The organism is Salmonella sp. 2020_1459 (assembly GCF_043847915.1).
Classification (GTDB): Bacteria; Pseudomonadota; Gammaproteobacteria; order Enterobacterales; family Enterobacteriaceae; genus Salmonella; species Salmonella enterica.
Genome location: NZ_JBCMFA010000003.1, coordinates 344,598 through 358,932 on the forward strand (window position 1 = coordinate 344,598; position 14,335 = coordinate 358,932).

Annotated in this window: 13 protein-coding genes; 3 read left to right on the forward strand and 10 right to left on the reverse strand. The window is 52.1% G+C overall.

The features are described 5' to 3' along the window. Positions 1-2 precede the first annotated feature (2 nt). The 4 genes from prfB to xerD form a co-directional block, all read right to left on the reverse strand. A protein-coding gene (gene prfB / locus ACH0VJ_RS10105) for a peptide chain release factor 2 (RefSeq protein ID WP_010989230.1) occupies positions 3-1,101 on the reverse strand; the annotation gives its coding sequence in 2 pieces (ribosomal slippage) (positions 3-1,025 and positions 1,027-1,101; 1,098 coding nt in all). Positions 1,102-1,205: 104 nt separating this feature from the next. Continuing rightward, positions 1,206-2,939: a single-stranded-DNA-specific exonuclease RecJ gene (gene recJ / locus ACH0VJ_RS10110; protein WP_000813387.1), complete on the reverse strand. Its 1,734-nt coding sequence runs from the start codon at positions 2,937-2,939 to the stop codon at positions 1,206-1,208. A gap of 5 nt (positions 2,940-2,944) precedes the next feature. Next, the gene (gene dsbC, locus ACH0VJ_RS10115) at positions 2,945-3,658 is read right to left on the reverse strand and encodes a bifunctional protein-disulfide isomerase/oxidoreductase DsbC (protein WP_000745614.1); all 714 of its coding nucleotides are present in this window, start codon (positions 3,656-3,658) and stop codon (positions 2,945-2,947) included. Between the two features lie 23 nt (positions 3,659-3,681). Next, positions 3,682-4,578: a site-specific tyrosine recombinase XerD gene (gene xerD / locus ACH0VJ_RS10120; RefSeq protein WP_000434302.1), complete on the reverse strand. Its 897-nt coding sequence runs from the start codon at positions 4,576-4,578 to the stop codon at positions 3,682-3,684. A gap of 112 nt (positions 4,579-4,690) precedes the next feature. Between xerD and fldB the strand changes: the two genes are divergently transcribed. After that, positions 4,691-5,212, forward strand: a complete 522-nt coding sequence (gene fldB, locus ACH0VJ_RS10125) for a flavodoxin FldB (RefSeq protein WP_001055885.1) — start codon at positions 4,691-4,693, stop codon at positions 5,210-5,212. Positions 5,213-5,264: 52 nt separating this feature from the next. Here fldB and ACH0VJ_RS10130 read toward each other — a convergent pair whose 3' ends face one another. Both ACH0VJ_RS10130 and sdhE read right to left on the reverse strand, forming a co-directional pair. Then, the gene (locus ACH0VJ_RS10130) at positions 5,265-5,678 is read right to left on the reverse strand and encodes a protein YgfX (protein WP_000244761.1); all 414 of its coding nucleotides are present in this window, start codon (positions 5,676-5,678) and stop codon (positions 5,265-5,267) included. After that, complete coding sequence (gene sdhE, locus ACH0VJ_RS10135; RefSeq protein ID WP_000351186.1) at positions 5,659-5,925, reverse strand: FAD assembly factor SdhE; 267 nt, start codon at positions 5,923-5,925, stop codon at positions 5,659-5,661. Before sdhE ends, ACH0VJ_RS10130 begins: the two co-directional genes overlap by 20 nt. A gap of 249 nt (positions 5,926-6,174) precedes the next feature. Between sdhE and ygfZ the strand changes: the two genes are divergently transcribed. Beyond that, a complete protein-coding gene (ygfZ, locus tag ACH0VJ_RS10140; protein ID WP_000874176.1) occupies positions 6,175-7,155 on the forward strand; it encodes a tRNA-modifying protein YgfZ in 981 nt (326 codons plus the stop codon). Positions 7,156-7,270: 115 nt separating this feature from the next. On the opposite strand, the gene ACH0VJ_RS10145 is transcribed toward ygfZ, so the two are convergent. Together ACH0VJ_RS10145 and yqfB are read right to left on the reverse strand one after the other, a co-directional pair. Continuing rightward, positions 7,271-7,930 carry a hemolysin III family protein gene (locus ACH0VJ_RS10145; RefSeq protein WP_000250289.1) on the reverse strand — a complete coding sequence of 220 codons (660 nt, stop codon included), beginning with the start codon at positions 7,928-7,930 and terminating at the stop codon, positions 7,271-7,273. A 163-nt stretch (positions 7,931-8,093) separates the two neighbouring features. Next, entirely contained in the window at positions 8,094-8,405 is a 312-nt protein-coding gene (gene yqfB, locus ACH0VJ_RS10150) for a N(4)-acetylcytidine aminohydrolase (RefSeq protein ID WP_001182976.1), read from the reverse strand. A 157-nt stretch (positions 8,406-8,562) separates the two neighbouring features. Here yqfB and bglA point away from each other — a divergent pair, with 157 nt between their 5' ends. Continuing rightward, positions 8,563-9,996, forward strand: coding sequence for a 6-phospho-beta-glucosidase BglA (gene bglA, locus ACH0VJ_RS10155; RefSeq protein ID WP_001230141.1), 1,434 nt, complete (start codon positions 8,563-8,565; stop codon positions 9,994-9,996). A 47-nt stretch (positions 9,997-10,043) separates the two neighbouring features. Here bglA and ACH0VJ_RS10160 read toward each other — a convergent pair whose 3' ends face one another. Then, the gene (locus ACH0VJ_RS10160) at positions 10,044-10,937 is read right to left on the reverse strand and encodes a transporter (RefSeq protein ID WP_000819375.1); all 894 of its coding nucleotides are present in this window, start codon (positions 10,935-10,937) and stop codon (positions 10,044-10,046) included. A 455-nt stretch (positions 10,938-11,392) separates the two neighbouring features. Next, entirely contained in the window at positions 11,393-14,266 is a 2,874-nt protein-coding gene (gcvP, locus tag ACH0VJ_RS10165) for an aminomethyl-transferring glycine dehydrogenase (RefSeq protein ID WP_000194964.1), read from the reverse strand. Between the last annotated feature and the right edge of the window lie 69 nt (positions 14,267-14,335).

Here is a 14,335-nt window from a genome sequence, read left to right on the forward strand (position 1 = left end):
CCTCATAGCCCTGCTTTCAAACTTGCTTCGATAAATTGATCCAGACTACCGTCCAGTACCGCCTGTGTATTGCGGGTTTCCACCCCAGTACGCAGGTCTTTAATGCGGGAATCGTCCAGGACATAGGAACGAATCTGGCTTCCCCAGCCGATATCGGACTTAGTGTCTTCCATCGCCTGTTTTTCAGCGTTCTTTTTCTGCATCTCCAGTTCATAAAGCTTCGCTTTCATCTGCTTCATGGCCTGGTCTTTGTTTTTGTGCTGCGAACGGTCGTTCTGGCACTGCGTCACGATTCCGGTTGGAATATGGGTGATACGCACGGCGGATTCCGTACGGTTAACGTGCTGACCGCCTGCGCCAGACGCGCGATAGACGTCGATACGCAGATCCGCCGGGTTAATGTCGATATCGATATCGTCGTCCACTTCCGGATACACAAACGCGGAGCTAAACGAGGTATGACGGCGACCGCCGGAGTCGAACGGGCTTTTACGCACCAGACGATGTACGCCGGTTTCAGTGCGCAGCCAGCCATAGGCATATTCGCCGGAGATTTTGATAGTCGCGGACTTAATGCCGGCGACTTCCCCTTCCGACTCTTCAATGACTTCCGTCTTGAAGCCGCGCGCTTCCGCCCAACGCAGATACATACGCAGCAACATGCTGGCCCAGTCCTGTGCTTCAGTACCACCGGAACCGGCCTGAATATCGAGATAGCAATCGGCGCTATCGTACTCGCCGGAGAACATCCGGCGGAATTCCAACTGCGCCAGCTTCTCTTCCAGCGTATTCAGTTCCGCGACGGCTTCGTTAAACGTCTCTTCGTCGTCAGCTTCTACCGCCAGTTCCAGCAGCCCGGAAACGTCGTCCAGCCCCTGAGTCATTTGATCAAGCGTATCGACGATCGCTTCGAGCGATGAACGCTCTTTTCCCAGCGCCTGCGCGCGCTCAGGTTCGTTCCAGACATCCGGCTGTTCCAGCTCGGCGTTTACTTCTTCCAGACGCTCTTTCTTAGCATCGTAGTCAAAGATACCCCCTAAGAACGTTGGTGCGTTCCGTGAGGTCCTGAATGCGGTTATTCACCGGGTTAATTTCAAACATGGTCTGATTTCTTTTATTTGACTTGTCAAAATGCGGTTATAAGGGCGAAATATTAGCGGATTTCGCCCCTTAATTACAGCGAAAGTGTTGTTAAATCGCCCCGATCATAGCGGCCAAATATCATCGATAATAATCTGTAAACTACGGTTGCCGCGAAACTCGTTAATGTCCAGTTTATAAGCCAGTTCTACCTCCCGCACGCCGTTATCCGGCCAACAGGTCGTATCAATATTAAATGCGATGCCATCCAACAGCGGGCCGCCGCCGACAGGCTCCACCATCACCTTGAGGTGACGCTCGCCCACCAGACGCTGCTGTAGCAGACGGAAACGACCATCGAATAACGGTTCCGGGAACATTTGCCCCCACGGTCCGGCATCCCGCAACAGTTGCGCCACTTCCATAGACATCTCCGCCGCGCTTAATGGACCATCGGAGATCACCTCGCCTTGCAACAGGGCAGGATCGAGCCATTCCGTCACCAGCTCGCCAAAACGTTGCTGAAACTGCTCGAATTTATGCTCTTCCAGCGACAATCCCGCCGCCATCGCATGACCGCCGAACTTGATCATCAGATCAGGGTAAAGCGTATCCAGCCGTTCCAGCGCATCGCGCATATGCAACCCCTGAATCGATCGGCCTGAGCCTTTTAGCGTGCCGTCGCCCGCAGGCGCAAAGGCGATCACCGGGCGGTGAAAACGCTCTTTAATGCGCGACGCCAGAATTCCGACCACGCCCTGGTGCCATTCAGGATGATACATCGCCAGACCGCCCGGAAGCGTTTCACTACTGCGCTCAAGCTTTTCGCACAGGATAAGCGCTTCCGCCTGCATCCCCTGCTCTATTTCTTTGCGCGTCTGGTTAAGCGCATCCAGCTCGCTGGCCAGAACACGCGCTTCGCCGAGGTTGTCGCACAACAGTAACGCCACGCCAACGGACATATCATCCAGCCTGCCGGCGGCATTCAGGCGAGGCCCCAACGCGAAGCCTAAATCACTGGCGGCAAGCTGCTGCGGATCGCGATTCGATATCTCCAGCAACGCTTTAATTCCCGGACGGCATTTCCCGGCACGAATACGACTTAGCCCTTGCCAGGTCAGAATACGGTTGTTAGCGTCCAGCGGCACAACGTCTGCTACCGTACCCAACGCCACTAAATCCAGCAGCTCCGCCAGATTCGGCGGCGCGATGTTGCGCTCGTCGAACCATCCTTTGTCGCGCAAAAATGTTCGCAACGCCAGCATCAGGTAAAACGCCACGCCGACGCCCGCCAGCGACTTAGACGGGAATTCGCAGTCGCGCAGATTGGGATTAATAATCGCTTCGGCATCCGGCAACGTGTCGCCTGGCAGGTGGTGATCGGTCACGATCACCGGAATCCCCAACGTCTTTGCATGCGCTACGCCGGCGTGGGATGAAATGCCGTTGTCTACGGTGACGATAAGCTGCGCGCCGCGCGCCTTCGCCTGATCGACCACTTCCGGGCTTAAACCGTAGCCGTCCTCAAAGCGATTAGGCACCAGATAACTGATGTTGTCACATCCCAACGCACGCATTCCCAATACGCTTAGCGCAGTACTGGTCGCGCCGTCGGCGTCAAAATCGCCAACAACAATAATGCGGATACCTTCGCGAAAGGCGTTGTAGAGGATCTCCACCGCGTTATCTATACCGCTAAGCTGTTGCCAGGGCAGCATTCCTTTCACGCTGCGCTCCAGTTCGCGGGCGCTACGAACGCCCCGGCTGGCATATAAACGTCGTAGTAATGGAGGAAGATCGGCGGGGAGTTCCGCCGTCTCATCAGCCTCGCGCCGACGAAGTTGTCTCTGTTGTTTCACGCGTATTATTTACCACTGGTCTGTTTTTGATGCTCATCAAGAAACGCTTTCATCTCTTTCGGTCCCTGATAGCCAGGCACCACATAGCCGTTACTCAATACAATGGCTGGCGTACCGCTAACGCCCAACTGCACGCCCAACGCATAATGATCAGCAATGTTCACGTCACAGCTTGCCGGTTTCACGCCCTTACCTGCCATGGCGTCATCAAACGCTTTGTTTTTGTCTTTGGCGCACCAGATAGATTTCATATCCTGCTCCGCCTGGCTTTCCAGCCCCTGGCGCGGGAAGGCCAGATAACGTACCGTGATCCCCAGCGCGTTATAATCTTTCATCTCTTCATGTAGCTTATGACAATAGCCGCAGGTGATATCGGTAAAAACAGTAATGACATGTTTCTCATCCGGCGCTTTATAGACGATCATCTCTTTTTCCAGCGCATTTAGCTGGCTCATCAGCAGTTTGTTCGTCACGTTTACCGGATGCGCGCCGCTCACGTCATACATCGGCCCTTGAATAATATGTTTGCCGTCATCAGTGACGTACAGTACGCCGCTGTGAGTGAGGACGGTTTTCATCCCTGCCACTGGCGAGGCCTGAATTTCCGTACTCTGAACGCCCAACTTAGCCAGCGACTGACGGATAGCCGCATCATCCGCATGGGCCACGCCTGAAAACGCCGCCGCCAGTAAAGTGAACATCATAAAACGCTTTTTCATAAACTATCCTTTCCTGTCAGCACTCATGCCCGCGGATGGTGCTGTTGATGAAGTTGACGCAAACGCTCCGTTGCGACATGCGTATAAATTTGTGTCGTCGAAAGATCGCTATGCCCAAGTAGCATTTGTACAACGCGCAAGTCGGCGCCGTGATTCAGCAAATGCGTGGCGAAAGCGTGACGTAAAACATGCGGCGATAGTTTTTCGCTATCGATTCCAGCCAGTACCGCATAATGTTTAATACGGTGCCAGAAGGTCTGCCGCGTCATCTGCTGCGCACGCTGGCTGGGGAATAATACGTCAATCGATACGCCATTGAGTAACCAGGGACGCCCATGCTCCAGATACGTTTCCAGCCAATATACCGCCTCTTCGCCTAACGGCACCAACCGCTCTTTATTGCCTTTACCGATAACCCGCACCACGCCCTGCCGCAGACTGATATCGCTCATTGTCAGCCCCACCAGTTCCGACACGCGCAAACCGGTGGCATACAGCACTTCCAACATAGCTTTATCGCGCAACTCCAAAGGTTGATCAATAAGCGGCGCCTGCAAGAGCCGCTCAACCTGCGCCTCGCTAAGGTCTTTCGGTAAACGCTGCGGAAGCTTAGGCGAGGCCAACTGCGCGCTCGGATCATCCTCACGATACTTTTCACGGTACAGATGCTGGAAGAAGCGCCGCATAGCGCTTAACAGGCGTGCGGAACTGGTCGCTTTGTATCCGCCCTCCACCCGTTCAGCCAGCAGCGTTTGTAAATCATCAGCCTGCGCCGTCGCAAGCGTTTTTCCGCGATGATGCAACCACGCAACGACCATCGATAAATCGCGACGATACGCGCTTAATGTATTTTCCGCCAGATTTCGTTCCAGCCACAGGGCATCCAGAAACTGCTCAATACGCGCTAAATCCTGTTCCATTCGCGCTCCCCACTTCACGCTGACTTTGGGTGCATTATGCCTCATTGTGCCGTGAATGCAGCGATTCTGTTACACTACCCGCAACGCTATAGCAGAATCGAGATGTAACGTAATGAACATGGGTCTTTTTTACGGTTCCAGCACGTGCTACACCGAGATGGCCGCAGAGAAAATTCGCGATATTCTCGGCCCGGAGCTGGTGACATTACATAACCTCAAGGATGACGCCCCCGCCTTAATGGAGCAGTACGACGTGCTCATTTTAGGCATCCCCACCTGGGATTTTGGCGAAATTCAGGAGGACTGGGAAGCCGTCTGGGAGCAACTGGACGATCTCAATCTGGAAGGCAAAATCGTTGCGCTTTACGGTATGGGCGACCAGCTCGGCTACGGTGAGTGGTTCCTGGATGCGCTGGGTATGTTGCATGACAAACTTGCCCTCAAAGGCGTTAAATTTGTCGGCTACTGGCCCACAGAGGGCTACGAATTTACCAGCAATAAACCGGTCATTGCGGATGGGCAACTGTTTGTCGGCCTGGCGCTGGATGAAACGAACCAGTACGATCTCAGCGATGAGCGTATACAGACCTGGTGTGAACAAATTCTCGGCGAAATGGCCGAACACTACGCCTGAAACCTTACTCGCTGTACTTCCCTCTCGACGGAACCGCGTTTACGCCGTTCCGTCAGTGTTGGCCTGATATCGGCTGCTGTAACAGTATCCGACGCAACTCACGCCATTCCGCTTCTTCCATGCTATCCGCCGCCAGCCATAAATGCTGATGACGTCCAGACTCTGCGCGTAAACGCAACACCATCCCGCTCTTCAGTAACCAGGGCGGACGCAAGAGCGTCCAGTCCTGCCCCTGCCAGCGTAAGCGCCCGTCCATGAGTAGCTTGATCTCTCCCTGGCAGGTATTAATCCTGCGCTGGCTACGTACACAGTCAAACACGACCAGCGACAGTAGTATCATCCATAACGGGGTATAACTCAGCGGCCAGGGCATCAATAAAATCACCGCAGAAACCAGCCCATGAATGAGCAATGAGATCCACTGAGCGCGCCATGAGACGCGTAAATCAGATTGCCACAGGACCACGTTCCCGATTCCGTGTCTGAATGAGTCGGACCATCTGTTCCAGTTCAGCGTCAGCCGGTTTACCGTGATTCATTAACCAGTTAAATAAATCCGGGTCATCACTCTGCAACAAACGGACAAAAATACGCTTTTCTTCATCACTTAAACTATCGTACTCATGTTCAAAAAACGGCATGATGGAAATATCAAGTTCGCGCATACCGCGACGACATGCCCAGTGAATACGTGCTTTATTGTGAATATCCATGTTCTTCCTGCCTCGCGAAAATGAAGTACCGGGCTATTGTAACGTGTTTTTGGCGTTGTTTTACGGGAATCTCAGTAATCTGGAACGCGATCGCGAAATAAAAGGCTGGGAATCAATATGTTCATCCATTTTGGATACCGCCTCGCAAAACGATCAATCCGCTCTCAATGGGCTATTTAAAGCACTTGCAATGACCGATGGCTCTTTTACCATTAACCATTATTGTTGCAGCTAACCAGGACATTATTTATGGCTTTTATCTCCTTTCCACCGCGTCATCCTTCATCGTCAGCCCGCCTGCCGCTGACGCTGATCGCGCTTGACGACTGGGCGCTGTCGACCATTACCGGCGTAGACAGTGAAAAGTATATTCAGGGCCAGGTCACCGCTGACGTAAGCCAGATGACTGAACAGCAACACCTTCTCGCCGCCCACTGCGATGCTAAAGGTAAGATGTGGAGCACTCTGCGCCTGTTCCGTGAGCGCGACGGTTTCGCCTGGATTGAACGCCGTAGCGTGCGTGAAGCACAATTAACGGAGCTGAAAAAGTACGCCGTATTTTCCAAAGTGGTCATCGCGCCAGATGACGAACGCGTATTGCTTGGCGTGGCCGGTTTTCAGGCCCGCGCGGCGCTGGCTAATGTCTTTAGCGAACTGCCCAATAGCGAAAATCAGGTGGTCAGAGACGGCGCCTCCACGCTGCTATGGTTTGAACATCCTGCGGAACGATTCCTGCTTGTCACCGATGTCGCGACGGCCAACATGTTAACGGAGAAGTTGCATGGCGAAGCCGAACTGAATAACAGCCAACAGTGGCTGGCGTTGGATATTGAAGCAGGCATTCCGGTGATTGACGCGGCGAACAGCGGTCAGTTTATCCCCCAGGCGACTAACCTACAGGCGCTGGGCGGCATCAGCTTCAAGAAAGGCTGCTACACCGGACAGGAGATGGTCGCACGGGCAAAATTCCGCGGCGCCAATAAACGCGCGCTTTGGTTGCTGGCGGGCAAAGCCAGCCGGGTACCGGAAGCAGGAGAAGATCTGGAGCTACAGATGGGCGAGAACTGGCGTCGTACTGGCGCTATTCTGGCGGCGACGCAGTTAGACGATGGTCAGTTACTGGTTCAGGCCGTCATGAATAACGATTTAGAAGCCGAAAGCGTCTTCCGTGTTCGCGACGATGCCAACACCCTGCATATCGTCCCGCTGCCTTACTCGTTGGAAGAGTGATATCACGTTAAAAGCCGGATAGCCTGATAGCGCAACGCCATCAGGCTCGCACGTGCTGCTCTCGTAGGCCGGATAAGGTACGACAGCGCCGCCATCCGGCACGGGCATCCGGGAATTACGCCTGTCCCACATACAAATAGATGGCCAGGAAGTGGCACACGCTGCCGCCCAGCACAAAGCCATGCCAGATGGCGTGGTTATAAGGTATGCGTTTGCAAACATAGAAAATTACGCCCAGCGAGTAAACGACGCCACCTACCGCCAGCAGCGTCACGCCGCCTATCGCCAGCTTAATCGCCAACTGATAAACCACTATCAGCGACAGCCAGCCCATTGCCAGATACGTAACCAGTGAAAGCACTTTAAATCGGTGCGCAATCGTCAACTTGAAGAGGATACCGAATAGCGCCAGGCTCCAGATCACAATCATTAGTCCGCGCGCCAGCGGCGAATCCAGACCTACCAGCAGAAATGGCGTATAGGTTCCGGCAATGAGCAGATAGATAGCGCAGTGATCAAATTTCTTTAACCAGATTTTTGCCCGCTGATGAGGAATGGCATGATAAAGCGTTGAGGCAAGAAAAAGCAGGATCATGCTCCCGCCATATAAACTGTAGCTGGCGATAGCTGTCATACCCGCATTCGCCTCTACCGCCTGAACCAACAACAGCACCAGGCCGACAATACCAAATACCAATCCAATGCCGTGGCTAATACTGTTGGCGATTTCCTCAGCCAGCGAATATCCCTGCGTCATTAATGGTTTTTGCACCATAACTTACTCCGGAGAAACGTTCATAACGATGAACTGCGCCTCTAGCGTAACTGAGAATGGTTCCAGTGAACACATGTTAGCTAAAATAAATTCGCAAAATTAAATTTTGTTTATTATTCAATAAATTAACTACAAAAACTCAACTAACACGCGTTCATATTTATCAAAGGCATTTAAAATCAATCACATAAAATTGCGTCTGGTTGGGATAGATTTCAGCAATGACCCGTTTCAGCTCATCAAGCGACATATTTTCCTGTTGCGCATGTTTTTCGTTCAACGTATCCAGCGTCACAGTTGACGTTCCTGTCACTTCGATTGTGCAAAAATAGCCATCATCTTCGAACCGCCCCACGCGTAGCACATCGCCTGCTTTAAAGTGGGACTCGGAGGCATCACGAATAGTGATGGTTTTACGCCCTGCCAGAATGTCATTCTGGAAACGTTGAAAGAAAGTAATGTCGTTTGGCTGCATGTGGTTATCCCCTGAATATGAACTCTTGAAGTGGATGTTACGATCTGAATGTGTTCTTGCCCCGACACGCGAGCACCCTGGAATTTTGCGTACGCTTTACATGTCATTTGGTGCAGAATGAATGATAACAGACTAAATAAATTGAGATTATGCAACAATGAGAAAACTCACCCTGCCAAAAGATTTTTTATGGGGCGGCGCGGTTGCTGCACACCAGGTTGAAGGCGGCTGGAATAAAGACGGTAAAGGCCCCAGCATCTGCGACGTGCTAACCGGCGGCGCACACGGCGTGCCACGCGAAATCACCCAGAATGTCGTTGCTGGGAAATACTATCCGAACCACGAGGCGGTGGATTTTTACGGACATTACAAAGAAGACATCCGTCTTTTCGCCGAAATGGGGTTCAAATGCTTCCGTACCTCTATTGCCTGGACGCGTATCTTCCCGAATGGCGACGAATCCCAGCCAAACGAGGCCGGTCTGAAATTCTACGACGACATGTTTGATGAGTTACTCAAATACAACATCGAACCGGTCATTACCCTTTCCCACTTTGAAATGCCATTACATCTGGTACAGCACTACGGCGGCTGGACCAATCGTAAGGTCGTTGATTTCTTTGTCCGTTTTGCTGAAGTCGTGTTTGAACGCTACAAACATAAGGTCAAATACTGGATGACCTTCAACGAAATTAACAACCAGCGAAACTGGCGCGCGCCGCTGTTTGGCTACTGCTGTTCCGGCGTGGTGTATACCGAGCATGAGAATCCAGAAGAAACCATGTATCAGGTCTTACATCATCAGTTTGTCGCCAGCGCGCTGGCGGTAAAAGCGGCACGTCGCATTAACCCGCAGATGAAAGTGGGTTGTATGCTGGCGATGGTCGCGCTGTATCCTTTCTCCTGTAAACCAGAAGATGTGATGTTTGCTCAGGAGTCGATGCGTGAACGCTACGTCTTTACCGATGTGCAGCTGCGCGGCTATTACCCGTCCTATGTGTTGAACGAGTGGGAGCGCCGCGGATTTAACATCAAAATGGAAGATGGCGATCTTGAAGTGCTGCGCGAAGGCACCTGCGATTATCTTGGTTTCAGTTATTACATGACCAACGCGGTCAAAGCCGAAGGCGGTAGCGGCGATGCGATTTCCGGTTTTGAAGGCAGCGTACCGAACCCCTATGTTAAAGCATCTGACTGGGGCTGGCAGATTGACCCGGTGGGCCTGCGTTATTCATTGTGTGAACTGTACGAACGCTATCAAAAGCCGCTGTTTATTGTCGAAAACGGTTTTGGTGCTTACGACAAAGTAGAAGAAGATGGCAGCATCAACGACGACTACCGAATTGACTACCTGCGCGCCCATATTGAAGAGATGAAAAAAGCGGTGACTTACGATGGTGTCGACCTGATGGGCTACACGCCGTGGGGCTGCATCGACTGCGTGTCGTTCACCACCGGTCAGTACAGCAAGCGCTACGGCTTCATCTACGTGAACAAGCACGATGACGGTACGGGCGATATGTCGCGTTCGCGTAAGAAGAGCTTCAACTGGTACAAAGAGGTGATTGCCAGCAACGGCGAGAAGCTTTAACTCCTGCATGTTACCCGCCAGTCGGCGGGTAACACTTGGAACGAGTCTTACCAGGTCTTACCTATTTTAAATTCCCAGCGTACATCTTCCATTTTGGTTGGCGACTTCGCTTCCTGCATTACCGGGAAGAAGGCTCCGGCACCAAACCATAATTTCAGTGAATCGACGGCGATATTAAATGACGGACCAACAACCCATTCGGTAGTTCCAGAATGGTTATTAATTACACTGCCATTAGACAGTTTTTTCGTTCCAGAGGCATTATTGCTGTAGGCACTTTCCAGACCAAGATCCAGCGGTAAATCGCTAAACATATACCGCACCTGGGTATTCCACTGGAATTCGTTACCTCGTTTCACGTCCTGGTTACCGCGCTCAAATGGTCCCTGATATACAAAACCCATATCCCCTTTAATGTTAGGAGTAAATAATTTTGTTAAAGTGAGTGTTACTCTTCCTCCCCAGGCGCTATTCCCAGGCAAATGATTATCTCCATCTTGCCCGGTGGGTAGTAATACTGCCCCACCTACCGTAACCCAAAACGGATCACCTCTTCGCTGGCTCATTAAAGCATAATTGACCCCCACCGATTGGTCGCCCATTCCCTCTATGTGCTCAGGAGACAGATTGTCTCGTTTGTTATTGATATAGGAACCCACAGTTGATAATTCCAGTCTGTCGGTCAAACCGTAACGAATCTTCAATAACCATATCTGGGAGTAAACATCCGGACTTCCGTGCCCCTCGATTTGATGATCTTTATCGCGAAATGAGCTATTCACGGCGGTTAATAACTTTCCTTCCGGCAATACTGAACCACCAGAAATAGCGGTATTAACTGGTGCACCTAATAGATTACTGGGATTATTTTCTCCGTTAGCTGCCATTGCATTCATTAATAGAAAATATGTCATTAATGGCAGAAATATAAATCGTTTCATTATTCCCTCCAGGTATAAAAAACAAAGCGCTAAGTTAATAAATATTTACGTTATTTATGTTTATTTTTAATTTATAATTTAAATTAATAACTTGATGAATTTAATATACGGAAATTTTTGTAACTATATTGAGAGGTAAATAACGATTCCGGAGAGAAACTATTTGTAACTACATGTAAATATACTGTGTTGTTTTGATTAAATAACAGCAAGGTAAAAATGATGCACAATGAATCATTAGGCTCTAAAAAACCGGTAATTTAATTCTGGCTAATACACTGATACAAACGCCAGGTTGCCTGACAGGAGCCAACGATTTAGTGTAATATATTGAATTAGTAACACTTTGTAGCCTGAATAAGGCACTCACACTGCATCCGACATAAACAAAGCGCACTTTATTAACAAGCTGAAAAGGCGCCGAAGCGCCTTTAGAAAACAGTCGAATCAGTAAATTACTGGTAGTCGCTAATCGGTACGCAGGAGCAGAACAGGTTACGGTCGCCATAAACATCATCCAGACGTTTCACCGTCGGCCAGTATTTGTCTGCCACGCCTGCCGGGAATACGGCAACTTCACGGCTGTACGGATGCGCCCACTCGGCGACCAGTTCGCTCTGAATGTGCGGCGCGTTCACCAGCGGGTTATCTTCCAGCGGCCAGACACCCGCTTTCACCTGGTCAATCTCTGCGCGAATAGCCAGCATCGCATCGATAAAGCGATCCAGCTCAGCCTTACCTTCAGATTCCGTCGGCTCTACCATCAGCGTGCCCGCCACCGGGAACGACATGGTTGGCGCATGGAAACCGTAGTCGATCAGACGCTTGGCAATATCCAGCTCGCTGATGCCGGTTTCTTCTTTCAATGGGCGAATATCAAGAATACATTCGTGCGCCACACGGCCATCGCGACCAGTATACAGTACCGGATAGGCATCTTTCAGACGGCTGGCAATGTAGTTAGCGTTAAGAATCGCGACCTGACTTGCCTGCTTCAGGCCTTCTGCGCCCATCATGCGGATGTACATCCAGCTGATTGGCAGGATAGAGGCACTACCGAACGGCGCCGCAGAAACCGCGCCCTGACGGGTTAACATGCCTTCGATTTGCACCACGCTATGACCCGGTACGAACGGTGCCAGATGCGCTTTCACGCCGATCGGTCCCATGCCTGGGCCACCGCCGCCGTGCGGAATGCAGAAAGTTTTATGCAGGTTAAGATGCGAAACGTCCGCGCCAATAAAGCCCGGTGAGGTAATGCCGACCTGAGCGTTCATGTTCGCGCCGTCAAGGTAAACCTGACCGCCGAACTGGTGCACAACTTCACACACCTCACGGATCGTTTCTTCATACACGCCGTGGGTGGACGGATAGGTCACCATGATGCAAGAAAGGTTCGCAGCATGTTGTTCTGCTTTGGCCCGCAGATCGTCCAGGTCGATGTTGCCGTTCTTATCACAGGCGACTACCACCACCTGCATTCCTGCCATATGTGCAGAAGCAGGGTTAGTGCCGTGAGCAGAGGCCGGAATCAGGCAGATATCGCGATGCCCTTCGTTGCGGCTTTCGTGATAGTGACGAATCGCCAGCAGCCCCGCGTATTCCCCCTGTGCGCCGGAGTTAGGCTGCATACAGACGGCGTCGTACCCGGTGAGTTTCACCAGCCAGTCAGAAAGCTGGCTAATCATCTGATGATATCCTTCGGCCTGTTCCGGCGGGCAGAACGGATGCAGTTCAGCGAATTCCGGCCAGGTGATAGGAATCATCTCGGCGGCGGCGTTCAGCTTCATGGTGCAGGAACCCAGCGGGATCATCGCCTGGTTCAGCGCCAGATCTTTACGCTCCAGCGAGTGCATATAGCGCATCATCTCGGTTTCGCTGTGGTAACGGTTAAATACCGGATGCGTCAGAATCGCATCGTCACGCAGCATACTTTGCTGAATGGAACGGCTATCAAGCGCCACGTCTTTATCCAGTGTTTCAATGTTCAGACCGTGGCTGTCGCCCAGCAAAACATTGAACAACTGCGCCACATTCTCACGGGTGGTGGTTTCATCGAGCGTAATACCCACCGCGTTATGAATATCGCTGCGCAGATTGATCTCTGCCGCTTCCGCACGCGCCAGTACCGCAGCTTTATCAGCCACTTCCACACACAGGGTGTCGAAGTAGTGCGCATGACGCAGCTTTAAGCCTTTCTGTTGCAGACCTGCCGCCAGAATATCGGTCAGGCGGTGGATACGATTCGCAATGCGCTTCAGACCGACCGGACCATGATAAACGGCATACAGACTGGCGATGTTAGCCAGCAGTACCTGCGAGGTACAAATGTTGGAGTTCGCTTTCTCACGACGGATATGCTGCTCGCGAGTCTGCATCGCCATGCGCAGTGCGGTATTGCCCGCCGCATCTTTTGAGACGCCGATAATACGGCCTGGCATGGAGCGTTTAAATTCGTCTTTGGCGGCAAAGAACGCCGCATGCGGGCCACCGTACCCCATCGGTACGCCGAAGCGTTGCGCAGAGCCGAAAACAATGTCCGCGCCCTGTTTACCCGGCGCGGTAAGCAGCACCAGCGCCATAAAGTCGGCGGCGACGCTGACAATCACTTTACGGGCTTTGAGTTCGCTAATCAGCGCGCTGTAATCGTGAATTTCGCCCGTGGAGCCAACCTGCTGCAACAGCACGCCAAACACATCCTGGTGATCCAATGCTTTCGCCGCGTCATCCACAATGACGTCAAAGCCAAAGGTTTCGGCGCGAGTACGCACGACGTCCAGAGTTTGCGGATGGACATCAGAGGCGACAAAGAAACGGTTGGCATTTTTCAGTTTACTGACGCGCTTTGCCATCGCCATCGCTTCAGCGGCGGCGGTCGCTTCATCCAGCAGCGAGGCGGAAGCCATGTCCAGTCCCGTCAGGTCCAGCGTCACCTGTTGGAAGTTGAGCAACGCTTCCAGACGCCCCTGAGAGACTTCCGGCTGATAAGGGGTGTAGGCGGTGTACCAGCCTGGATTTTCCAGCATGTTGCGCAGGATAACCGGCGGTAGCTGCACGGCGGTGTAGCCCATGCCAATGTACGACGTGAAGCGCTTGTTACGCCCGGCGATGGCTTTTAATTCCGCCAGTGCGGCATATTCGGTTGCCGCCTCGCCAACCTGCGGCGGAGTCGCGAGCTGAATGTCTTTCGGCACAATCTGACCTGTCAGCGCGTTTAACGACTCGGCGCCAACCGCATTCAGCATCTCTTGTTGCTGTGCGGCGTCCGGTCCGATGTGGCGTTCAATGAAAGCGCCGCGGTTTTCAAGCTGGCTTAACGTCTGTGTCATGGGCGATGGTTCCTGAAACGTGCAGTGAATCGTGATTGTCTCTAACTCAATTGCCCGGTGGCGCTGACG

What these genes read in the sequence shown, in the direction of transcription:
- dsbC (WP_000745614.1), bottom strand. Translation starts at nt 3,658, where the DNA reads ATGAAAAAGCGTTTTATGATGTTCACTTTACTGGCGGCGGCGTTTTCA.
- xerD (WP_000434302.1), bottom strand. Translation starts at nt 4,578, where the DNA reads ATGGAACAGGATTTAGCGCGTATTGAGCAGTTTCTGGATGCCCTGTGG.
- fldB (WP_001055885.1), top strand. Translation starts at nt 4,691, where the DNA reads ATGAACATGGGTCTTTTTTACGGTTCCAGCACGTGCTACACCGAGATG.
- sdhE (WP_000351186.1), bottom strand. Translation starts at nt 5,925, where the DNA reads ATGGATATTCACAATAAAGCACGTATTCACTGGGCATGTCGTCGCGGT.
- ygfZ (WP_000874176.1), top strand. Translation starts at nt 6,175, where the DNA reads ATGGCTTTTATCTCCTTTCCACCGCGTCATCCTTCATCGTCAGCCCGC.
- ACH0VJ_RS10145 (WP_000250289.1), bottom strand. Translation starts at nt 7,930, where the DNA reads ATGGTGCAAAAACCATTAATGACGCAGGGATATTCGCTGGCTGAGGAA.
- yqfB (WP_001182976.1), bottom strand. Translation starts at nt 8,405, where the DNA reads ATGCAGCCAAACGACATTACTTTCTTTCAACGTTTCCAGAATGACATT.
- bglA (WP_001230141.1), top strand. Translation starts at nt 8,563, where the DNA reads ATGAGAAAACTCACCCTGCCAAAAGATTTTTTATGGGGCGGCGCGGTT.
- ACH0VJ_RS10160 (WP_000819375.1), bottom strand. Translation starts at nt 10,937, where the DNA reads ATGAAACGATTTATATTTCTGCCATTAATGACATATTTTCTATTAATG.
- gcvP (WP_000194964.1), bottom strand. Translation starts at nt 14,266, where the DNA reads ATGACACAGACGTTAAGCCAGCTTGAAAACCGCGGCGCTTTCATTGAA.